The sequence below is a fragment of the Mucilaginibacter sp. P2_A5 genome, from assembly GCF_056404995.1.
This window is the reverse complement of the sequence record NZ_JBFUCY010000003.1, coordinates 81392-103701: the sequence shown is the minus strand read 5'-3', so window position 1 is coordinate 103701 and position 22310 is coordinate 81392. Positions and strand designations below refer to the sequence as shown.

19 protein-coding genes are annotated in these 22310 nt (G+C 42.9%); 11 read left to right on the top strand and 8 right to left on the bottom strand.

Annotated features, from left to right (window positions below; genetic code table 11):
- Positions 1-286: 286 nt before the first annotated feature.
- Positions 287-859, top strand: coding sequence for a thymidine kinase (locus AC1DXF_RS03670; protein WP_477446230.1), 573 nt, complete (start codon positions 287-289; stop codon positions 857-859).
- A gap of 168 nt (positions 860-1027) precedes the next feature.
- The gene (locus AC1DXF_RS03665; RefSeq protein WP_477446228.1) at positions 1028-1396 is read left to right on the top strand and encodes a response regulator; all 369 of its coding nucleotides are present in this window, start codon (positions 1028-1030) and stop codon (positions 1394-1396) included.
- Between the two features lie 52 nt (positions 1397-1448).
- Here the strand turns inward: AC1DXF_RS03665 and AC1DXF_RS03660 are convergent, their stop codons facing one another.
- Complete coding sequence (locus AC1DXF_RS03660) at positions 1449-3629, bottom strand: TonB-dependent receptor family protein (protein WP_477446226.1); 2181 nt, start codon at positions 3627-3629, stop codon at positions 1449-1451.
- A gap of 101 nt (positions 3630-3730) precedes the next feature.
- Positions 3731-4282, bottom strand: a complete 552-nt coding sequence (locus tag AC1DXF_RS03655; protein WP_477446224.1) for a hypothetical protein — start codon at positions 4280-4282, stop codon at positions 3731-3733.
- A 352-nt stretch (positions 4283-4634) separates the two neighbouring features.
- Between AC1DXF_RS03655 and AC1DXF_RS03650 the strand changes: the two genes are divergently transcribed.
- Positions 4635-6575: an alpha-amylase family glycosyl hydrolase gene (locus AC1DXF_RS03650; RefSeq protein WP_477446222.1), complete on the top strand. Its 1941-nt coding sequence runs from the start codon at positions 4635-4637 to the stop codon at positions 6573-6575.
- 149 nt (positions 6576-6724) lie between these two features.
- Complete coding sequence (locus tag AC1DXF_RS03645) at positions 6725-6916, top strand: cold-shock protein (protein ID WP_090652398.1); 192 nt, start codon at positions 6725-6727, stop codon at positions 6914-6916.
- 423 nt (positions 6917-7339) lie between these two features.
- On the opposite strand, the gene AC1DXF_RS03640 is transcribed toward AC1DXF_RS03645, so the two are convergent.
- The 3 genes from AC1DXF_RS03640 to AC1DXF_RS03630 all read right to left on the bottom strand — a co-directional run bounded on the left by AC1DXF_RS03640 (position 7340) and on the right by AC1DXF_RS03630 (position 12534).
- On the bottom strand, positions 7340-8200 hold the full coding sequence (locus tag AC1DXF_RS03640; RefSeq protein ID WP_090652399.1) for a sigma-70 family RNA polymerase sigma factor: 861 nt from the start codon (positions 8198-8200) through the stop codon (positions 7340-7342).
- Positions 8201-8541: 341 nt separating this feature from the next.
- A complete protein-coding gene (locus AC1DXF_RS03635; RefSeq protein WP_477446220.1) occupies positions 8542-11022 on the bottom strand; it encodes an AsmA family protein in 2481 nt (826 codons plus the stop codon).
- A gap of 210 nt (positions 11023-11232) precedes the next feature.
- A complete protein-coding gene (locus AC1DXF_RS03630; RefSeq protein WP_477446218.1) occupies positions 11233-12534 on the bottom strand; it encodes a hypothetical protein in 1302 nt (433 codons plus the stop codon).
- Positions 12535-12699: 165 nt separating this feature from the next.
- On the opposite strand from AC1DXF_RS03630, the gene AC1DXF_RS03625 reads away from it, so the two are divergent.
- The 4 genes from AC1DXF_RS03625 (at position 12700) to AC1DXF_RS03610 (ending at position 15563) form a co-directional block, all read left to right on the top strand.
- Positions 12700-13032 (top strand): hypothetical protein, encoded by a 333-nt coding sequence (locus AC1DXF_RS03625; protein ID WP_477446216.1) that lies wholly within the window; start codon positions 12700-12702, stop codon positions 13030-13032.
- An 11-nt stretch (positions 13033-13043) separates the two neighbouring features.
- A complete protein-coding gene (locus AC1DXF_RS03620) occupies positions 13044-13370 on the top strand; it encodes a hypothetical protein (protein ID WP_477446214.1) in 327 nt (108 codons plus the stop codon).
- 330 nt (positions 13371-13700) lie between these two features.
- Entirely contained in the window at positions 13701-14627 is a 927-nt protein-coding gene (gene mmuM, locus AC1DXF_RS03615; protein ID WP_477446212.1) for a homocysteine S-methyltransferase, read from the top strand.
- A 189-nt stretch (positions 14628-14816) separates the two neighbouring features.
- A complete protein-coding gene (locus AC1DXF_RS03610; protein WP_477446210.1) occupies positions 14817-15563 on the top strand; it encodes a DUF72 domain-containing protein in 747 nt (248 codons plus the stop codon).
- A 94-nt stretch (positions 15564-15657) separates the two neighbouring features.
- On the opposite strand, the gene AC1DXF_RS03605 is transcribed toward AC1DXF_RS03610, so the two are convergent.
- The 3 genes from AC1DXF_RS03605 to AC1DXF_RS03595 form a co-directional block, all read right to left on the bottom strand.
- On the bottom strand, positions 15658-17505 hold the full coding sequence (locus tag AC1DXF_RS03605; protein ID WP_477446207.1) for a UbiD family decarboxylase: 1848 nt from the start codon (positions 17503-17505) through the stop codon (positions 15658-15660).
- Between the two features lie 156 nt (positions 17506-17661).
- Positions 17662-18966 carry a M16 family metallopeptidase gene (locus AC1DXF_RS03600; protein ID WP_477446205.1) on the bottom strand — a complete coding sequence of 435 codons (1305 nt, stop codon included), beginning with the start codon at positions 18964-18966 and terminating at the stop codon, positions 17662-17664.
- Between the two features lie 90 nt (positions 18967-19056).
- On the bottom strand, positions 19057-20430 hold the full coding sequence (locus tag AC1DXF_RS03595; RefSeq protein WP_477446203.1) for a M16 family metallopeptidase: 1374 nt from the start codon (positions 20428-20430) through the stop codon (positions 19057-19059).
- 232 nt (positions 20431-20662) lie between these two features.
- Here AC1DXF_RS03595 and AC1DXF_RS03590 point away from each other — a divergent pair, with 232 nt between their 5' ends.
- From AC1DXF_RS03590 to AC1DXF_RS03580, 3 genes are all read left to right on the top strand, one after another.
- Positions 20663-21499, top strand: a complete 837-nt coding sequence (locus AC1DXF_RS03590; RefSeq protein ID WP_477446201.1) for a sulfite exporter TauE/SafE family protein — start codon at positions 20663-20665, stop codon at positions 21497-21499.
- A gap of 137 nt (positions 21500-21636) precedes the next feature.
- On the top strand, positions 21637-22026 hold the full coding sequence (locus AC1DXF_RS03585; RefSeq protein ID WP_477446199.1) for a DUF1634 domain-containing protein: 390 nt from the start codon (positions 21637-21639) through the stop codon (positions 22024-22026).
- 46 nt (positions 22027-22072) lie between these two features.
- Positions 22073-22303, top strand: coding sequence for a KTSC domain-containing protein (locus AC1DXF_RS03580; protein WP_477446197.1), 231 nt, complete (start codon positions 22073-22075; stop codon positions 22301-22303).
- The last annotated feature ends 7 nt before the right edge of the window (positions 22304-22310 follow it).

The window sequence follows — 22310 nt, the reverse complement described above, 5'->3', positions numbered from 1 at the left end:
TTACCAAAAATAGGATAAAATTCTGATATTTGGCGCCGTACTATAGCATACGCATTGTAGGCTATAACTACAAATATGAATATCAGCTGCTTTGTTTTATATCTCCCGTTTTTATTTTCAGGTTTTAGAAATAAAGTTTTAACATTGAAATTTGGCAATCATGCCTGGTTTTAGAGTTTAAGATTTAAAGTTTAGGGTTTAGAATTTAGGGTTTAGGATTTAGAGTTTGTTTTTTAGGATTTAGAGCTTACGATTTAGAGTTTAGTATTTAGAATTTATTTAAAGAATGGTTTACCACGAAGATGTTTTCAGGCGTAAAAGTGAATCAGGCGGCAGTATTGAACTGGTGTGCGGATCTATGTTTTCGGGTAAAACGGAAGAGCTTATCCGCAGGTTAAACCGTGCACGCATAGCCAAACTAAAAGTAGAGATATTTAGCCCTAAATCAGATACGCGTTACAGCGAGGATGCCATCGTTTCGCACAATGCCAACAAGTTTAGCTCTACACCGGTTGATAGTGCGTCGGCTATATTATTGCTCACCAATGATGCCCACGTGATAGGGATAGACGAGGCACAATTTTTTGATGATCAGCTTCCCGAAGTATGTACCATATTGGCTAACCGAGGCATCCGGGTAATTGTTGCCGGATTGGATATGGACTTTAAAGGCCGGCCCTTTGGCCCTATGCCGGCCATTATGGCCATTGCCGAATCGGTTACCAAGCTGCATGCCGTTTGTGTACAATGCGGAAACCCTGCTTTGTACTCTTATCGCCTGGTACCCGATAACGCACGCATTCTTTTAGGCGAAAAAGAAAGTTACGAACCCCGCTGCCGCATTTGTTATAATAGCTAAAGCGGTTTATATATTGTAATATTTTAGCGTATCAACATAATTGCCAAAACAAAAGGTGGCCTGTTTGTTGTTATATCATCGAACGGGTTAAATATCAAGTGAATTATAGGTAAATTTTATAATTCTTAATTAAGATTGATTATATTCGTTCTTAACTATCAACACCTTATGGCTAAGAAAATTTTAGTGATCGAAGATGACAAAGACATCAGGGATACCATAGTTTACGTTCTTGAAGAGGAGGGTTACGAGGTTACAGCATCAGACAACGCCAGGATACTAAAAAAGCTTTTGGAAATCAATCCTGACCTTATCCTGCTGGATAACTGGCTTACCGACTGGAAAAGCGATGCCAGCGGACAGGAAATAAGCAAAGGACTTAAAAGCGACCCAACCACAAGCCATATACCGGTTGTTATGATATCGGCTGTAAACAATATTGAAGAAATTACTAAAGCAGGAAGCGCCAATGGCTATTTGAAAAAACCATTCGATTTAACCGAGTTAACCGGAATAGTAAAGAAGTATTTGGAGTAATTGATACAACAATAAAAAAAAAAGGCCTCCTGAATATGGAAGGCCTTTTTAGTTACAGCTTAATTCCAAAGCTTACATTAAATGTGCGGCCGTCTGCCGGTAAAATGCCGGGTCCCGGGTACATGTTAATGCGGCGGGTATAGTATTTGGCGTTAAAAAGATTATTAATTCCCGCGCCGATGTGGTAATTTTTCAGAAACTGATAGTTGAATGCCCAGTCGGCCACATGATAGGCAGCTACTATTCCTGTGGCGCCGGTTGAGTTAAATACCGTATTATTGGCATCGCTAAAGCTTTTGCTGGTATAGCTTAACTGGAGGGTACTGCTCACGGGCCCGCTTAAAAAGGTAAGGCCGGTACGATTTATCCAGTCGGGCACGTTTTCCAGGTGGTTGCCCGCCAAACTGACGTTTTTGCCTGCCTGGTTAATTGCCCCGGTGATGTAGCGCCCGTGCGTATAAGCCAGTGAGTTAAACAAACGGATATCGCTGCCGGCACGGGCATCAAACGAACGGAGTAACGATACTTCGGTATAAGCCTCGATCCCCTTGGCCACGCCATTGCCAATATTAGTTAAATATAAATGGCTCACATTTTGGGCGTCGGTTTGGGTGAGGGTGCCTGCCCGGTTGTTGTAGCGTACATAAAAGCCATTAATGTCATAACTAAATAAGGTGCCGATGTTGCCGCGGTAACCCATATCTATATCATATCCCCGGCTATCTTTAATGTTAGGGTCAATCACCGTTAGGTTATCGGCTGGGGTAACGGCTGCATATATATAAGGGCGGTAAGCCTGCGAAATATTACCATACAACTGGCTGCCGTTCCCGAACTGGTACTGTAACCCCGTGCCAAACAGCGGGAAGTTGCGGTTCCCTTTATAGCCAATGGGGAAGGTAGCATTGCTGATAACGCCCGAGGTGGTTGATTTAATAACCTCGTACCGTACTCCCGGCGTTATAGTAAATTGTGGCGTAACCTGGAAAATGTTCTCGGCAAAGGCTGCATAGTTGATGGAGTGCAGTCTTAAATCTATTCCGTAAGGTTTAACCAGCGTTAAATCGAAATCGGAGGCAATGGTACCTACACCCTTTTGCTTACGTTTGGTGGTCTCTTCAAAATATCTTACCCCGGTTGTAAAAGTGCTTTTAAGGTCGCCCAACGTGTAGCTATGCAGTAAACGGACTTCGGTGGTAAGGCCGGCATAGTAGTCCCTGTCTACCTGGCGCGGGTTAAAAGTCTTCAGACTGGTATTAACAGTATCCTTGATATTAGAAGTATTGATAAACTGCACGCTGTTACGCTGGCCAAATACCACATGCGAGGTAATTTCCAGCCGTGTATTGCCGGTAAAAGCGTAATTGAATAACAATGCGGGAATGTTAATTTCGGGGTTAAAAAAATTCCTTGCCCTGAATGATTGCCGGTTATCTGCCGCAAATTGCGCATCGGTTAAGCCGCCTGCAATTTGCTGCACATAATCCGATCGTGAAAATTGCAACGCTATGCTGCCTTTACTGTTAAACTGGTATTTGATGTTGGCGTAGTACGCATGGTAGGCAAAAGCCGCGTTAGGCCGCCAACCGTCGCCCCGGCGGGTGGAGTAAAAGGCATAGTAACTCAGTTTGCCAACTTTGCCGCCAATGGCGTTGTACGAATTAAAAAAGTTATTTGAACCGGCGGTTTGCTCGCTTTCAAAACCAAATACTTTGGTGGTGTCTCCCTCTTTTATTTTATAGTTTACCATGCCACCAAATTGTGGGCCAAACTGCAGGGCGGCCGAGCCTCGTACAAACTGTACTTCGCCAATGGCCTGGAAGGGCACATTGTAGTGGTTTTCGGGGTAGCCAAATGCATCGGAGTTGGTATTGTATCCGTTTTGCCGCATGTTCATTTCGATAGAGCGATGCGGATCGGTACCCCGGTTGCCTATGTTTAGTTGCAAACCGGCGCCATCCATTTCCCAAACGTTAATGCCCGGCACTTTGGCAAATAGCATGCGGGCACTGTTATTAACAAGGGTTATCTTCCCGGCGTCGGGATAAATCAAATGAGTACGTTTGCCGGCAAAAATATAAGTACCCTGCATATTGGGCAGATATTTTGCCCTGCTTTCTTTAACTATTACACTATCCAGGCGTAAGGTATCCTTGGTGCTTTTTTGCGCATGTGCATAGCCGGATGCCGCGATAGATAGTATAATTAGTATTGCTTTATAAAAATTGTTCATGAGTTTTAATTAGCAGTATAGACGCATGGCCCGGCCACCAATAAGTACCGTTGGCCCGTTATGCGGCTGTTGATGTTATTAATAGATAATGAGTTATTTGATTAACCAATAACCTCTGGCGGGCGGCCATCAACCAGTATCAAGGGTGGGTTTATCTTTATAAAAATAACTATAAGAGGCTTTTTAATTGCTGATACACCAGGGGTAAAAGTATAGGCTATTACCGGGTGGCTATATTTATTATCCACGCCGGTCCTTTTGCCCGACGATTCGTGCGCCTTTTTACTCACCGGAATGTCGCTTAATTGTTTGGCGTATATCACATTCTGGCTTAGTAGTTTGGTGGTTTGATAATTGGGTATGCATTGCACAAATACGGTATCGCGTGTTACTTTAAGCTTCACATAGTTATAGGCTACGCCCTGAAGCTGGATCTGGCCGGATACCCTGATGTATGATTTCCAATCGCTGATGCCCGGCAGGTGCTGCGGAATTTTTATTTCAATAAGGTTGGTAGTATCGTACCGGCCTTTGCTTATCTGCTCGCTGGCAAATTTATCCGACCGATAAACCAGGTACTGGCTCAATAACATATATCCTCCTAAATTAAAAAGGTGGGCAATGAGCAGCGATATGGCAAAAATTCTTTTCAAGAATGATTCTAAATAAGCACAATGCTAAGTATAATTTTTGTGGGTTTATAGGTTTATTTGAAAATACTACAGGATTTACAATGCAGGCACCAGGTTCAAATAAAAAGTGGCCCCTTCAACCAGAATCTTTTGCTGCCATCTCAAAAATATTTTCTCGGCTATCCGGTTGCCCCAAAGTGGCCGGCCTGCGCCTATTGTTTCTTAAAACCTAATTATATACTTTTGTAAATGCCTGGTTTTCATAGCATACCCCCTGTTGCTATTTGTTGAGAAATTTATTTTTAGTATTGCTATGCTTAAAATAGAAAATTCAGGTTACTTTTATACCGCCAATTTTATAAACACAAAATATATGATAATCAAAAATGTTTACTTTTTGCTGGTCGCCTTATTGGTGATTGGATCTACTTCGTGCAAGAAGCCTTCTTCCGGGGATAATTCCGGGAACGTTCCCGGAGATACTACCGTAGTGGTACCGGGAGGTAAAGCATTACCTGCGGGTGCCGTTGACGGGGTTGCTTATATCAACTCAGGCAAATCGGTTATTTTAAATTTATATGCGCCTTCAAAAACATCGGTAAGCGTAATAGGCGATTTTAATAACTGGACGGCTGACGCCAAATATGCCATGAACCATACACCCGATGGCAAAAACTGGTGGATCCAGATTGACAACCTTGATCCTAATACCGAATATGCCTATCAATACCTGATTGATGGTACGCTTAAAGTGGCCGATCCTTACACCCAAAAAGTGCTCGATCCTAATAATGACAGCTATATAGACGCCCTTACTTATCCGGGTTTAAAAGCTTATCCCACAGGTAAAACCACGGGCAACGTGAGTGTGCTGCAAGCCAACCAGCCCGCTTATAGCTGGAAGGTGCCAAACTTTGTACGGCCGGAAAAAAAGAACCTGGTGATATATGAATTATTGCTGCGCGATTTTGTCACCAACCACAATTACCAAACCTTGAAAGATTCGTTAAACTACCTGGCAAAACTTGGTGTAAATGCCATTGAGCTGATGCCCATAAACGAGTTTGAAGGTAATCTTTCATGGGGATATAACCCTTCGTTTTACTTTGCACCCGATAAATACTATGGTACCAAAAACGCCTTGAAAGCATTTATTGATGAATGTCATTCAAGAGGGATAGCTGTTATCCAGGATATGGTATTAAACCATTCATTCGGCCAATCGCCGATGGTGCAAATGTATTTTAACACTGCCGCGGGCAAGCCGGCAGCAAATAACCCCTGGTACAACGTCGATCCTACACACCCGTACAACGTGGGATACCAGTTTAATCATGAAAGCGCTGCTACCAAATATTTTGTAAAAAACGTAATCAAATTCTGGATGCAGGAATACAAAATAGATGGTTTCCGGTTTGATCTTTCCAAAGGGTTTACCCAGGTAAATTACGGCACAGGCGATGCCGCTGTAGGCCCATGGGGGCAGTATGATGCCAGCCGCGTAGCTATCTGGAAAGGGTACAATAACTACATTAAAAGTATCGACAATAATAACTTTTATGTGATATTGGAACACTTTGCGGCTAACCAGGAAGAAAAGGAACTGGCCGGCGAGGGCATGATGTTGTGGAACAATTTAAATTATAATGCCAATGAAGCTACCATGGGCTGGTTAACTAATTCAAATTTCCAGGGAATATTTTATGATCAGCATACCTTTACCCTGCCATACCAATTGGTGGGCTATTTTGAAAGCCACGACGAGGAACGCCTGATGTTTAAAAATGAAAGCTACGGAAACGCATCGGGCGGTTATAATGTTAAGGATATTACAACCGGTCTGAAACGCGAAGAAATGGCTGCCGCGTTCCTGTTTTCGGTGCCCGGCCCTAAAATGTTATGGCAGTTTGGCGAGTTAGGCTACGATCAATCTATCGACTCCAACGGGGGCCGCACCAGCAATAAACCCATTTTGTGGAACTATTTTACCCAGGCACAGCGCATACAATTGTATAAAGTTTATTCGGCCATGATTAACCTGCGTAAAAAGAACGCGGTATTTGCCAGCACCAATTTTGTATATAGCCTGTCGGGTGCAGTCAAAAGCATCCAGTTAAAGGATGCCGGCGTTAATGTGGAAGTATTAGGCAACTTTGATGTGGCATCTCAAACTGCCAATATCACGTTTCCAGCTACCGGTACTTACACCGATGCGCTAACCGGAACAACTATAAATGTTACGTCGGCAACCATGCCCGTAACGCTTGCGCCCGGCGAATATCATGTGTACAGCAGCGCTGCTTTAACTCATTAATTAAAGGCTAACACGCTAATAATAAAGGCCCCGGAACACACCGCGGGCCTTTATTGTTTAATGACCTCAGTGATAAAAAAACTTTAATTGCCTTATTTATAACAGATTGTTAATTATTTAACTGTACATTCGCCTAATTAAATAAAAATATAATGCAAGGAACAGTAAAATTTTTCAATGAAAGCAAAGGATTCGGATTTATCGTACCAACAAATGGTGGCGCCGAAGTTTTTGTACATGCCTCAGGCCTTATCGACACTATCCGTGAAAACGATAGCGTTACCTACGATGTAGAACAAGGTAAAAAAGGCTTAAATGCGGTAAATGTAAAAGTAGGTTAATAAATAAACTATTATCATAATCGTACAAGCATCTGTTCTTAAAAGAGCAGATGCTTTTTTTGTGGGGTAATGTTTTGTATCAGAAAAGGCTGTCATGCTGAGGAACGAAGCATCTATTCGCGAACACTGTGCATGACCAATATTGCATGGTGTGCAGATGCTTCGTCCCTACCCATGGTGTGTTAAAAAACGGAAGTCATCCTTGTTTCAGGATCCCACAGGACAGGTGACCCGCATGAACTATACTTAGCACGTGAGGTGCTGAAACAAGTTCAGCATGACATTGGGGAGAAATCATTGTCATTCTTCCTTCAGAATTTCGCGAAATTTTACTACTCAGCATGACAGGAGAAGTAATTATATCACAAAAAAACGCGAATAATTTTCATCATCCGCGTTTCTTATAATCTGTAAGATCGTTCCTTAGTTCAAGTACGATTGTAAAAGATTTGATTTTGAGTTGTGGCGTAAACGCATCAACGCTTTATCTTTTAACTGGCGTACACGCTCGCGGGTAAGGTTAAATTTCTCGCCAATTTCTTCTAACGAATGGGCGGCATACCCACCTAAACCGAAGAAAAGGATAATAACCTCACGGTCACGCTCGGCAAGGATACCTAATGAGCGTTTGATTTCCTGTGATAATGAATCCATCATCAGTTCGGTATCAGTTGCTGCATCAGTGCTTTGCAAAACGTCAAGTAAGGTATTTTCTTCGCCCTGTATAAACGGAGCGTCCATAGATACCTGGCGGCCTGCATTGCTTAATGAATCGGCAATTTTATCAACAGATATCTCAAGGTCCTCGGCCAGTTCTTCCGGAGTTGGTTGTCTTTCAAATTCCTGCTCTAATTTTGAGGCCGCTTTATGAATTTTACTTAATGAACCTATCTGGTTCAAAGGTAAACGCACAATACGTGATTGCTCTGCAACGGCAGATAATATAGATTGGCGAATCCACCATACTGCGTATGAAATGAATTTAAAGCCTTTTGTTTCGTCAAAACGTTTAGCCGCTTTAATTAAACCTAAGTTACCTTCGTTAATTAAATCGCCCAGGGTTAAACCCTGGTTTTGGTATTGTTTTGCCACAGATACCACAAAACGAAGGTTTGTTTTTGTCAAACGCTCTAATGCGGCCTGGTCGCCCTCACGGATCTTTTGCGCCAGGATCACTTCTTCCTGGGCAGATATTAAATCTACTTTACCTATCTCGTGAAGGTATTTTTCAAGTGACTGAGATTCACGATTGGTAATGGATTGGGATATTTTGAGTTGTCTCATTTTTATTGAATAGATTTATTTCAGCTAATTATATGTCCGATAAGAATTTACACGGTTGGTTTAACCTGCTTATAAAAATATGATCATTTAACGGTGCTCCTAAATTTTTTCTGAACCCGGGATACTGATGATGCAGGGGTTGGCTTTTTGATACTATTGCAGTAGGATGCGCGGTGTTTACCGTATTGAAATATGTTGCAGTTACCGGTAAGTGTATTATCAATCGTGATCTCTCTTAAATGGATTCACAAAGATACGCATTCAATTGCTATTATTGTGTCAAAAATACATCTATTTTATTTGTTATAAATGAGGCACATATCGTGCCATTTTTAAAACTGTCAGGAGCCTTTTTCATCATCGGTTTTATCATTTTTTTTATCATCGTTTTTATCTTTATCGCGGTTTTTGTTCCATTTGATTTTTATTTTGCCGTCATCGCCGTCGGCAGCCAAAATGTGCAACACTATTCCCTTCATACGCTTTTTATTACGTTCGGTTGCGTCAATAATAGCGGTATCACGTTTGGGATTTCGCAAGGGTATATCCAGCGCAATATTTGTGCCGCTCGAGAATGAATAAACACCGGCTACATTCATATTAATGGCACTTGAATTTATTTGCATCGGGCTGATGTTTATTTTATCGCCATCAATGTCAAACGTCATCTTAAGTGTTTGAAAACGGATATTTTTTAAATCCCTGAACGGGAATGCAAATTTGCCCACACTTGTAATCGGCTTAAAGTTTAGTAAAGCGCCTTCTTTTAAATCAACTGTGGTTAGGCCCTTCAGGCTGCCCGGCACAATATTGCCGGCGCCATTAATTTTGCCKGTAAGATGGGCCTGCGCTGATAAAAAGCCACTCAGGTTTTTTGATGTAAAACTGTTCATCCCAAAGTTGTTAAACGCCAGGAAAAAGTTGCTGGTATTTACGTTATCAACTTTAGTATTGATGGTAAAATCGTTAACCTTGCCGTTTTGCACAAAATTACCGTTAAGCTTTAATAAGCCGCCCGCATGTTTAACACTTAAGTTATTAACCTTGATGTTGTTATCGGCCATTAAAAAGTCGGCAGTGGCATCGGTAGCCAAAAAGTTTTTATAATAAACTTTGTCAACCCGCAGGTGGATCGCGGCCCTGCCTTTTTCAAATGCTACACTTAAGGCATCGTTCATGGTGGTTTTTTTGCTCCTGGTTTTAACGTTTTTAACAGGTTCGTTGCGGTTTAAAAATCCCAAAAATTCGGCCAAATGCAATTGCGGGCTATGCACCTGCCATTTAAGCACTATTTTTTCGGGAGCGGTGTAGTACAGGTTTAAAAAATTGTTCACCCGGCCATCCATGTAAACAATGCTTTGGCCCGATTGCATGCGGATATTGTTCAGCAATAAATCGTTACCTGCAAATTTGATGGTAATGGCGCTGTTTTTAAAATTAAGATTACGTGGCACATAGCTTACAGCTGCATTTTTGATATTAATAGTACCGGCTAACTGAGGTTTTGAGAGCCGAAAGTTAACCAGGTCGGCCTTATAGGCCAGCTTAATATCGGCATAGCCTTTGGTAAAGCGCAGGTCTTCATCGCCAATGGCGCCGTTTAGTTTTGCAATATCAAAATTTGATTTAAAAATGCCCGTAGCCACCGGTGTATTCAGGTTATTTATAAAAGCCGTATCAATGGTGAATGGCACCTTTTTATAAGTACCGTTAAAATGATAGAGTTTGATAACCGAGTTATCGTCATTAAGTCCCCTGCCATTAACGTAATTATTGGAAAATACGCCGCTAAAACTGCAGTTTTCAATTGTAACACCGGGCATGGTAACAATATTATCGCTTACCCGGGCAGTAACAAATATGGATGGATCGCCCCCGCCGCCAAAAGTGCCTGCAATTTTGCAGGTTACGGCTATCGGGTCATCAATATTAAACATTTTAAGGCTTTTGGTAATGTTGGGTGCCAGCAAGTTAGCTGCATTTGTCCACAAAATTTTATCGTTTACAATATCGAGTGCAAAATTAACGTTCGGCTTGCCCAGGTCAAACCTGCCGCCTATGGTGAATGCATCGCCGCCAATATTTAAAACTTTGGGGGCAACCGTAATTTGCTTTGATGGTTCATCATAAGTGATATCAAAATCGCCGTTAAGCACTTTGTTTTTCATAAAGCTGCCTTTCCTGGTGTTAAAAGAAAAGCTTTTGACCATTGTTTTCAGGCTGATGTAGGCATGCCAGCCGGTGGCGGGCCACTGCATGCGGCCATCAACATCCTGTACCTCAAACTTAAATAACTTGAAGGCCTTGCGGTCGTCGACGGTAAAATTCACATTGTTTAAGCCAAAGCGTTTGATCTGGGTAGATGGGCTGGTGTTTTTCTCTATTTTAACAGAATCCGTTGGTTTGCTTTTAAAAACGGCGGTGTTGCTGTACCCTGTGCTATCGGTAAACAAATCAATAGCGGCATTGCTGATATCTATTTTATTGATTTCTACGCTGCCGTGCAGTAAAGCCGCGGCATTTACCGATACATCGAAGTTTTTGGCATCTAACAGGGTATGGCGGTGTACGGGCCATTGTTTGTCTTTTATTGTTACATCCTTAAGGCTTACCGAAACACCGGGGAAGCCCTTGAAAAATGTAGGGTCGAGCTTACCGATGGTAAGCGTGCCGTTAAGGTTTTTGTTGAGTTCGGTGGTCATCATTTTCAATACCTTTTCTTTGTTGAAAATAATGTACATAGAAATGCCTATAAAGGCGATGATGACAGCGCCTATCAATGATCCTAATACTTTTAATGCTATTTTAATCCATTTAGGCATTGCTAACTATTTTATCATACAAAGCGCAGAGGTGAGTAATTGTTTGATAGCTATAGATTTAAACAATATAGTTGTTACAATTGAGTCTGGGGTCTGCGTCCTGATGTGTGAGATCTGTGGTGTGAGGTATGGGCCGAACTTTTACCTTTGAGAACTTCCGACCTCACACCCCAGACCACAGAATTCAGGCCCAGATCTCACACCTCACAATTACCTGTTACGCTCGCTCAACCAATGAAACTGCCGTTCGGCAAGCTGGAAGTGTCGATTGGTTTTTTTAAGCACCACATACAGGCTATCATTGTGTAGTTTGCCCCAAAGTTTTATGGTAGCGCTATCTGGATTTTCGTACCTGAAGCTGGCTAACCAGTAATTATCTCCGGCGAATTTTTGTATTTTAAAAAGGTGATTTGCCGAATCTGTAGTATAAACAAAATACCCTCGTTTATAACGTTGCCTGAAGGCAGTATCTGCAGTTTTAATGCTCCCGGTACCGTTTTCTAAAATGAAGTCATGCCATCTTAAGGTATCCGCAACTGACAAAGGGAGCTCTTTTTTATTTACTGAATAAACGGCCACTTCATAAACCCCGTTTTTAAGATATTGCTTATCTGGTGCTTCATTTGCTTGCTGATAATATTGCCAGTTTTTTATTATTTGCATGAACACTGCCAGAATTATAAATATACATTTGAATACAATCCTGCCACAGCGCATCCATTTTTTGGTGTATCTAAAATGATAGGCATCGGCAACAGGCGCCGGCTTGTTGAGTACAAAAAAGTAATAAAGGCGGCCGGCTTCGTTAGCCAGTAAAAACAAACTTACCAAAGTAAGCTCCATAGAAAATAGCTTAACCGGGATATCGTAACTCAGGTTAAGCATCATTACATTGGCAAATACGCCTGCCGCCAAAAACACGCCAAGGGTAGCTGTACGGCGGTTTAATAGCAGCAGGCCAACCAATGTTTCCATAATGCCCGAAAATACCTGGTAGGTTTTGGAGTAGCCAATAAACATCCATGATAAACGCATGGGCAGTAAATCGCCCAGTGGGGTTGCCAGCTGATGCAGGTTTGGGAAAAACATTTGCAAGGCGTATATTTTAAGTATACCATAGCTTAACGCAAAAAAAGCCAGGTAGTAACGGGCTGCCAGGCAAAGCCAGTAATTAAGATGGGTGTAGTTAATGCGCTTCCGGTCGAGTACCGACCATATAAGGCAGCCAATAACCGTTACACTTAACATCGCCCACAGTTGTGCCCATGCCCACGAGGTATCACCGCTGCCATTTGGTTGCACCAATACCTCGCGAACATGAAAAAAAAGCTTATTGGAGGTGGTTACAGCCCAATCAACAAAGGAATAGTAAAAAGATAATAACTTACCGACTCCCGGAATTTCGGCCAGCCAGGCCAGCGGGGCTATCTGTAGGGTAAGGTATATAAAAAAAAAGCGGAAGGCAATCAGCCTCCATAAGGGCCATGGTGCGTTGGTTTGGGTAGGTGTCATTTACAGGCAATAAGGTTGATGTAGTACTAAATTAAAAACAAACACCAATATAAGTTATTTCGTTGGTATTTGTATTTAATGGGTATATAAAGTGCTGGTTTTGAATTATTTTTAGTAGCCTGTATCGTTGCGGATACTAAATTCGTATTAATAATTAAACTAATCATGAAATTGCTTGCTATCATCTTTTGTTTAGGGTTGCTATTTGCATCCTGTAAAAAGAATAACGAAACCCCGTATCAAAGCGATGGGGTTTTAACAGGCTACGATCTACGTATGTGCTCTTCGCCTTTATGTGGTGGCTTACTGATCACCATTAAAAACGATACTGCAAAAAATCCACCTTCCTATTATCATATCAACTCCTCGCTGGCCCAGTTGGGAATTAATGAAAATACCCGGTTTCCGATAAACGTTAATTTAAATTACAAAAAGGATACCGGCGTTTTTGCTACATACAATTATATAGTTGTTACTCAAATAAAGGTCCTTAACTAATACAATGAAATATGAAACATTTGGTTTTTATTGTTTTTGCCCTATTGGTGTTTGCCGGGTGTAAAAAAGACAGCACCAAAATTTACGCGAGCAACGGCACAATATTAGGCGTTGATAACCGGTATTGTATGACTTGCGGCGGCGTTGAAATTGCCATTAAAAATGATACGACTAAAAATGCTCCCGCTTTTTATAAGATAAACAGCAGTAAATCGGCTGCGGTCAATCTTGGTCCGAACCCTAAATTTCCAATTAACGTGGCTCTGGACTGGAAACACGATAACGAGATACATGGCGGGAATTATATTATTGTTACCCGAATTAAGATATTAAATTAAGACGCTCCTCAACCAGAGGATAGTGCATGAGTTAAAGGACTCAAAAAGTAACCAATAACAAAATCAGGATAATATTTCGCGATGATATCGATTTTACCAAAGGCACCAAAGTGGTAACTTTAAAACATTTAAAAAAGTAGCGATATATAAAAGTTTTGGCGATAGACGTACAATTACCTTACGAGGTCATCAGGGAACATAGCTTGCCCTTTGGCTAGCAATTAATGTGCAATATCAGAAAATGTAATCCCTATGAGATAGGAATTATTATTTGGCAAGTTATAATCCGGAATTCATACAATTGCTACTTTGCAGCCCGGAATTTTAGGCATGAAAAACATCTTCGATAATTTTATTCAAAAAAAGGGCTTGGTTGTTCTTGATGGGGCAATGGCAACCGAGCTGGAGGCAAGGGGCGCTGATCTTAACCATAGTTTATGGTCGGCAAAATTGTTAAACGAGAACCCGGAGCTGATTAAGCAGGTACATTATGATTATTTAATGGCAGGCGCCGATGTTATAACAACTGCCAGCTACCAGGCCAGCTTCGAAGGTTTTGCAAAGCATGGATATACAACCGAAGAAGCTGTCGGCCTGATGCAGCTGAGCGTACAATTGGCTTTTGATGCGCGCGATGAGGCTATGAAAGCGTTCCCCGGCCGCGAAAAGCCATTGGTAGCAGCTTCGGTAGGGCCTTATGGGGCATCATTGGCCGATGGATCGGAATACAGGGGCAATTATGGTGTAGGCATTGAAGATTTGAAAACGTTTCACCGCCGCCGGATGCAAGTGTTAATAGAAACCGGAGCGGATGTACTGGCATGCGAAACCATTCCGTGTATAGATGAGGCCGTGGCGTTGCAGGAATTGTTAGCGGAGTTTCCCGGCGTACAAGCCTGGATCAGTTTCAGCTGTAAAGATGAAAATCACCTGAGCAGCGGGGAAGATTTTGCCGAAGCTGTAAAACAGTTAAATCAATCGGCACAGGTAGTCGCGGTTGGTGTTAACTGTACAGCGCCACAGCATATAGCGTCATTAGTAAAGATAGCGGCCGCGAACACCAGTAAGTATATCCTGGTTTATCCCAACAAAGGTGAAGTTTGGGATGCTGTAAATAAATGCTGGTTGCCTGCAAGCACCGGTCATTCCCATTTTTATGACGGGGCGAAAAGCTGGTATTCGGCAGGTGCCAAAATCATCGGCGGCTGCTGTAAAACAACGCCTGAAGATATCAGGCAATTGCAGCAGTTGAAGTAAGGTGAAAGGTGAAAGGTGAAAGGTGAAAGGTGAAAGGTGAAAGGTGAAAGGTGAAAGGTGAAAGGTGAAAGGTGAAAGGTGAAAGGTGAAAGGTGAAAGGTGAAAGGTGAAAGGTGAAAGGGGCTGAATAGTTATTGGAACGATCGTTCTAATATAAAACAATCGGACTGGTATGGTTATTATAGTTAGGTGGATAACGATAATTTATTTTACGCCGGCACAAGCGGTTTACAAATTCCGATACCTAAACGCGATTTTCCGCCGGAATTTCGGCATTTGAGCAGGTTGGGATTTTATGCTACTTTGTTTAATTCGATAGAGATCAACAGCTCGTTTTATAAACTACCTATTGGTAAAACTGTTGCCAAATGGGCCGCCGAGGTGCCCGATCATTTTAGGTTTACCTATAAATTATGGCGCGAGATAACGCATAACAAAAACCTGGCTTTTAACCCCGATGATGTGGAACGCTTTATGCAGGCTATTGGCCAGGCTGGTGATAAAAAAGGCTGCCTGCTGGTGCAATTCCCGGCCAGTATACAGGTAAGCAGCCTGCACCCCTTTGAACAACTGATAAGTATTATCCGGCTGAACGATCCTGGCAGCGAATGGAAAGTGGCAGTTGAATTCAGACACCGGAGCTGGTACCAGGACGATGTTTATGAACTGCTGGGGCAGTATAATATGGGCATGGTGTTGCATGACATGCCGGCATCGGCAAGCCCTTTAATAGCTGTTCATGATGATGTAGTTTACCTGCGGTTTCATGGTCCCGAAGGGGGATATCGCGGCAGCTATACCGATGCCTTTTTATATGAATATGCGCAATATGTAAAAGAATGGCGGGCAGAGGGCAAAACAGTTTATGCTTATTTTAACAACACCATGGGCGATGCATTAAACAACCTGCAATTGTTGAACCGGTACGCCGGTTAGCAGGTTGCCCGGCAAAAATACCGGAAGTAAGCTAGTTAAGATACTTTTTTCAATTAGCGTCACCCTGCACCGCGTAGTAACCCATCAACTCTTTCTAAATAATTCCGTACAAAGCCCCGCCTTTTTCGCCCATTTTATCAACCAGTTTTTCAACTTCGGGGTCGCGCTCCAATACCGGTGCGTGGTGGGGTTTTATGCGGGCATCAATAATAAGCGGACCGGTACAGCCCCAGTGCTTGTGATTGGTGAAGCTGCCTATGCCATAAATATCGTGCGATGGGTTGCTGCGGGTAAAGGTTATCCAAACAAAGTTATTGACGTTGGCCGCTGCAAAACTGGCATCATCGCATAGCACCATAAGCGCCAGGCCGCCAAGTTCGTCTTCTTCCTCCTTCAGGCGATATTCTATAATGCTGATAACGTTATCGATATCCTTATGATTTATGTGCTTGGGTACTTCAACCATCAACACACCGGGTACGGCCATTTTGATATTGGTTACCGGGCGCGGCAAATCAAACCAGGATGGTAGCTCCGTCCAAAGTTCGCGTTTAATATCGCCGGCTACGGTTATGGCTACTTTGCTGCCGGTGTTCAGGCCATCGCCGCTGTAATCAAGGGTATCAATGGTTGTACGGGTATAAAAGTGCAGGTCGCGGGTAAAATCAACGCGTTGCAATATGTGGTGCAGAAATGCTTCTATGTTATTTACATCCAGGTTCGGGTCATCTTCCTGGGCAGCTATCAGCAGGTATTTGGCCAGGCTTAACTGGCTTTTGCCTAAAATATGGTTGGCAATGGTGAGTATCTCTTGTGGCTTTCGTTCTTTAATGTAAGGCGTATAACGTTCGCTGCCGATGGCAAACAGCAAAGGATGAACACCGGCCGCGTCAACGGCGTTAACAGCGTGCAGGCCCGGTATTTCCTTCGGGATGGCTGCCCCGCTTATTTCATGGATCAAAGCTCCAAAACTGGTATCCTCCTGCGGTGGGCGCCCTACAACTGTGAACGACCAGATAGCGTCCTTGCGGTGATATACATTATGGACTTTTAACAAGGGGAAATCATGGGCCAGGCTATAATAACCCAGGTGGTCGCCAAAGGGGCCTTCCGGTTTATTTTCCATGGGCATCACAGTGCCTGTAATTACAAAATCAGCATTCGACGAAATACAGAAACCCTCATCGTCATAAAAATACCTGAAACGACGATTGCCCAAGGCCCCTGCAAAGGTCATTTCGGATAGACCTTCGGGCAGTGGCATTACAGCAGCTACCGGATGGCTTGGCGGGCCACCCACAAAAATGCTTACTTTTAAAGGCAGCCCCCTGGCGTTTGCCTTGGTTTGGTGTACGCCAATACCGCGGTGCAACTGGTAGTGAAGCCCAATCTCTTTATTCAAAATATAATCGTTACCGGCCAGTTGAATGCGGTACATACCCAGGTTGGCGTTCATGATACCAGGTTTATCGGCATCCTCGGTATATACCTGCGGCATGGTTACAAAGGGGCCGCCATCCATAGGCCAGTTTACTATCTGCGGGATATCGCTGATTTGACACTTGCCGAAGTTTACAGGAGCACCCCGGCCACTACCTTTCATGGGCAATGCCGATAAGGCCGTAAGCGCTACGTTAGCATATTTAAAAGGATTCTTAATGGCATTAATAGGATCGTTTTTTAGCTCGACAAGTGTTTTGATCTTCTCCAGCGTATCCCGGAAAATAAACTTAGACCGCTCCAGCGTACCAAATAAATTAGATACCGCCGGAAACTTGCTACCCTTTACATTTTCGAAAAGTATAGCCGGCCCCTGGTTTTCAAACACCCGCAGGTGGATGGCCGCCATTTGCAGATAAGGGTCAACTTCTTCCTTAATCCGCACCAAATGACCGTGTTTCTCCAGGTCGGCAATACAAGCCTGTAAACTTTTATAACCCATCGCGCAAAGGTAGTCATTAGGTCATTTGTTGCACGTCATTAGGTCATTGAATATTTTCAACTAATGAAACAATTTCAATTACAACGACTCAATTTATGACCCAATGACCCAATGACCCAATGACCCAATGACCCAATGACCCAATGACCCAATGACTCAATGACCAACGGTCATCCTAAACGCGGCATCGGCTTCTTCGGCTTTTTTGAGGTCGCCTAAGTAGCTCCAGCGCAGGCCGGTGATGTATTTTTGCATGGCTTCGTTTATTTGGTCGACGGTTACGTTTTCGATGGCTTTTGGCAGGTCTTCGGCAAGTTGCCAGCCGCCCAAAATTTCGGCAATGCCCAGGCTGCCGGTTATGGAGGCAGTGCTTTGTTGTTTGATATAGTTTGAGGTTATAAAACTGCTTTTTATCCGCTTAAGGCCTTCGGGGCTCAGCCCGTAGCTTAATACTTTGTTCAATTGCTGGTTCATGGCTGTTACAGCCTCCTTAGGGCTGGTTGTACTTACGTACATTAGCGCATAGGGCATATGCTGCATTACCGAATAAGTGCCGGGATCATAAGATAAATTCAACTTAGTACGCAACTCGCTGAATAACGAACCGCCCAGCGCCGAAATGCCAACACGGTAAGGCACGTAGTCGGGACTGTTGAATGTTGGCCCGTTCATGATGGCATCTATATAGTTGGTTTGCAGGTTGCGGTCTTCTTTAACAACTTTATAATCGTTCCAGGTGGGCTCATGCAAGGCAACCGGTGTATAAGGCGCCGACGGCAGGTTGGCAAATGATGCCTTTATTTTGGCTATGAGCACATCTTTGCTGATTTTGCCTGCAACAACAATAAACATCCTGTTTTTATTGAATATGGAGCTGTAATAGCTTTTAAGATCGGCAGCTGTTAATTTGCCCAGGATCTCTTCGGTACCATCGGGATCGGTGGCGTATGGTGTACCTTCAAAGGCGCTTTGCAAAACCAATTGCTCTGCACGATTATCGGGGTTTGATTGCTCTTCGCGCATTTTGGCTACTATTTTACTTCTCAACAGCTCCACTTCCCCGGCATCAAAAACCGGGTTTACAACCGATTCGGTAAATAAATCCCAGCCCTCGTTAAAATATTTGGTGATGCATTGCATCTGGATATTACCGTAATCATATTCGCCCTCCGAGGCCACGTCAACGCCATAGGTATCGGCCCTGTCGCGGTATACATTGCCCGAATATTTTTTGGTGCCGCACTCGGTAGTGGCTTCCAGCGCGAATTTTTCAATACCTGCCTGGCTGGCCGGGTAATTGGTTACGCCGCCGCGGTAAAACATGCGTACGTTGATAATATCTTTTAGCGTAGGCTTGAAAATTACCTTTATCCCATCCACCTCAAATGATGTTGTTTCTGACTGGGCCATAACAGACAGGCTTCCGCAGATAAAAAAAAGCGTTACAAATATTTTCTTCATTAGAATATATGTTTTATTTCATTTGTCAATTGTCATCAGCGAAAGCAATTTGAAATACTTATGACTTCAGACTTTATACTTCGACTTAAATCAGTTTGATGCGTTGAAAAAAGTTTTAGGATTTACCTGTGCAGCCAGTTGGGGGTTAATAAGCATGCCGGCGCAGTAGGGCCTGTTTTTAATGTACTTGCGTACATAGTTTTGCAAATCGGCCCGGGTTACCTGGTTTAGCCTGGTGTTATAGGTGGTATAATAATCTAATGATGCCGATGACCACCAGAACGATAAAACCTGCACAAAGTCCGACGCGACTTCTTCTTCCTGCACCTTTAAAATACCCAGCTTTTGTTTTGATGTGGCAATTTGCTCATCGGTTACATAATCAGCTTTGTCCATCAATTCCAGCTGCCGTTTTACTTCGGCCATACATTCCTTAATTTTGTCAGGATTAGGCACCACGAACAAGGTAATAGGACCAACATGGCTTAGCGTTAAATAACTGATGTTTACATCAAGCGCCAACCCCGATTGTACCAGCGCCTTTTTGAGCGTTGATGAGTTTTGGTTTAAAATATAGCTGAATACATCTGCCGCGTAGGTTGATTGTACATCGTTGCGGGTATCGGGGCCCTGCCAGTCAATCATAATAAAAGGCACGTTGCTTAAAGCAGATTCTACTACAAAATAGTCGGGTTTTAGCAATGGTTTAAACTCCGGTATGGGCCATTTTTTAAAAGGATCAAACTTTGATGGTTTCCAGCTGCCATAAATAGCCTCTACCTTTTTAAAAACATCCTCGTGCTCCACATCGCCGGCAACGGTTAATAGGGAGTTGTTTGGATAATAATACTTGTTTTTGATGGAATCCATCAAATCGGGCGTAGCCGAGCGGATCACGTCGTGGTTGCCAATGGCATTTTTACGGCTGTACAAATTTCCCCACATATGATGGTCCATGGCATCGCTCAAAGCAAATGTCGGGCTCGATTCCTGGCGTTGAAACTCGCCATCCACAACAACGTTTTCCCTCGCCATCTCTTCGGCGTTAAAAGAGGGGTAACGGATGGCCGAATTCATAAAATTAAGGCCCTGGTTCAGGTTAAACTTGGGCAGGGTAAAATAATAGTTCACGTTTTCATAAGTTGTCGATCCGTTAAACTGCATGCCCAGTTCGCTCACGCGGTCTAAAAAATCTTCCTGGTTTTTATAGTCTTTATTAGCTTTAAAAAACATGTGCTCATATAAATGGCTCAGTCCGTTAAATTTGGGCGTTTCCGTATATGAACCATTTTTGGTAGTTATCATAATGGTGGCCAGGGGCACGCTGTTATCTTCAACCACCAATATATCCATCCCATTGGGGAGTTTTTTTAAAAACATGTTGGCCGGTAGTTTCAGTTGGGCAAAAAGCAGGATGGGGAGTAATGCAGATAAAATTGTAAGCAGGCAAGCTTTCTTGTTCATGTATTTAATTTTAAAGGGCTTAAAATAACAAAACAAATTAATCGGTAATGTATTATCCGTGTTATATATTATAAAGAAGCTAAAAGCAGAATGCACAAAGCTTAAAGCTAACTCATTGATTAGTACAACCGCAAGAAATTCCCGCGCAAAAGACTAATGAACTAATGAACCAGTGAACTAATGAACCTAAAAAAGTTATTGCTACTTTCGCAGTTCAATATCGCTGCAAATTATGTCGGTAATTGTACTAACGCTTATTATACTTATCGGCTCGTATTTTGCGGGATTACTTGGTTCATTAACCGGGTTAGGTGGGGGAGTGGTTATTATTCCTTTACTAACCCTGCTGTTAAAGGTAGATATTCATTACGCTATTGGCGCATCGCTGGTATCGGTAATTGCAACATCTTCGGGTTCGGCAGCGGCTTATGTTAAAGAGGGCATTACCAACATCCGGCTGGGTATGTTTTTGGAGATAGCTACTACTGCCGGTGCCATGATAGGTGCGTTAATAGCAGTTTATGTCCCCACCCATTTTATTGCCATCTTATTCGGGGTTATCCTTATCCTATCGGCCATCATGTCTTTAAAAAAGAAGGTTGAATCCATAAACCAGGAACCCGGCAAACTGGCCGAAAAACTAAAATTAAACAGTACTTACCCAACTACGAATGGCCCGGTAGCTTATAAAGTAAAAAATGTAGGCGGCGGCTTTTTTATGATGATGTTTGCAGGCACCATATCGGGCTTATTGGGCATAGGATCGGGCGCTTTAAAAGTGCTGGCTATGGATACCATTATGCGTATCCCCTTTAAAGTATCAACCACAACAAGTAATTTTATGATAGGTGTTACCGCGGCGGCAAGCGCGGTGGTTTACCTGCAACGCGGATATATCGACCCCGGGCTATCCATGCCCGTGGCCATAGGTGTTTTATTAGGCGCCCTTAGCGGTTCAAAAATACTGGTACATACCAGCTCATCAGGCTGGCTGCGCTGGGTTTTTGCCGTAGTAGTAACCTTTTTAGCATCACAAATGATATATAACGGATTTACGGGGAAGATATAGTTCATTGGTTCACTGGTTCATTAGTTCATTGGTCTTTTGCGCCGGCAATTCCTTTGCAATTGTAAAGAATAAACAAGCTTAACTATTGAAGCGACACCAATGAACTAATGAACCAGTGAACTAATGAACAAAAAACAATGAACGATTTAAAGAAATTTCGGGACACCGATATGCAAGCCATTATAGGTTGGATACTGCGCGCTGGGGTATTGATATCCATGAGCGTGGTATTTATTGGTGGGGTAGTGTACCTGTACAGGCATGGGCAAACCCATGTAGACTATAGTACCTTTAAAGGGGTACCCGATTTTGTGGGTAGCGCGGGCGGCATTTTGCACGGTATTTTTACCGGCCGCGGCCGGGCCATTATCCAGGCCGGCATTATATTGTTAATAGCTACGCCAATTATACGGGTGGTGTTTTCGGCCATTGGTTTTGTGATTGAAAAGGATTACCTGTACCTGGGCATTACCATTTTGGTACTGCTGATTATCCTGGCCAGCATGCTGAGCGGGCATGCAGGGTAAAATGACTTAAAACTTTTTTGGCTTTTAACATATTATATATAATGATATGCAAAGGCAGGTTATGCAACGGAATGCTGTACAATCATCGGCATTAAATAGCGCAGGTTATGATCCCTCTTCGAAAATTTTAGAGCTCGAGTTTAGGAACAGCGGGGGAGTGTGGCAATATTTTGGCGTTTCAAATGCTTCCTTTAAAAAATTCATGAATGCCGAATCATTGGGAAATTTTTTTGTCACCAGGATAAAAGGAAAGTATCCCGAAAAGCGGGTGGGTTAAGCACTGC

Bases quoted from the DNA above. Each gene is read 5' to 3' on its own strand.
- AC1DXF_RS03670 (WP_477446230.1), top strand. From the start codon at position 287: ATGGTTTACCACGAAGATGTTTTCAGGCGTAAAAGTGAATCAGGCGGC.
- AC1DXF_RS03605 (WP_477446207.1), bottom strand. From the start codon at position 17,505: ATGGGTTATAAAAGTTTACAGGCTTGTATTGCCGACCTGGAGAAACAC.
- AC1DXF_RS03595 (WP_477446203.1), bottom strand. From the start codon at position 20,430: ATGAACAAGAAAGCTTGCCTGCTTACAATTTTATCTGCATTACTCCCC.
- AC1DXF_RS03580 (WP_477446197.1), top strand. From the start codon at position 22,073: ATGCAAAGGCAGGTTATGCAACGGAATGCTGTACAATCATCGGCATTA.
- AC1DXF_RS03585 (WP_477446199.1), top strand. From the start codon at position 21,637: ATGAACGATTTAAAGAAATTTCGGGACACCGATATGCAAGCCATTATA.
- mmuM (WP_477446212.1), top strand. From the start codon at position 13,701: ATGAAAAACATCTTCGATAATTTTATTCAAAAAAAGGGCTTGGTTGTT.
- AC1DXF_RS03665 (WP_477446228.1), top strand. From the start codon at position 1,028: ATGGCTAAGAAAATTTTAGTGATCGAAGATGACAAAGACATCAGGGAT.
- AC1DXF_RS03650 (WP_477446222.1), top strand. From the start codon at position 4,635: ATGATAATCAAAAATGTTTACTTTTTGCTGGTCGCCTTATTGGTGATT.
- AC1DXF_RS03640 (WP_090652399.1), bottom strand. From the start codon at position 8,200: ATGAGACAACTCAAAATATCCCAATCCATTACCAATCGTGAATCTCAG.
- AC1DXF_RS03625 (WP_477446216.1), top strand. From the start codon at position 12,700: ATGAAATTGCTTGCTATCATCTTTTGTTTAGGGTTGCTATTTGCATCC.
- AC1DXF_RS03630 (WP_477446218.1), bottom strand. From the start codon at position 12,534: ATGACACCTACCCAAACCAACGCACCATGGCCCTTATGGAGGCTGATT.
- AC1DXF_RS03600 (WP_477446205.1), bottom strand. From the start codon at position 18,966: ATGAAGAAAATATTTGTAACGCTTTTTTTTATCTGCGGAAGCCTGTCT.
- AC1DXF_RS03660 (WP_477446226.1), bottom strand. From the start codon at position 3,629: ATGAACAATTTTTATAAAGCAATACTAATTATACTATCTATCGCGGCA.
- AC1DXF_RS03590 (WP_477446201.1), top strand. From the start codon at position 20,663: ATGTCGGTAATTGTACTAACGCTTATTATACTTATCGGCTCGTATTTT.
- AC1DXF_RS03620 (WP_477446214.1), top strand. From the start codon at position 13,044: ATGAAACATTTGGTTTTTATTGTTTTTGCCCTATTGGTGTTTGCCGGG.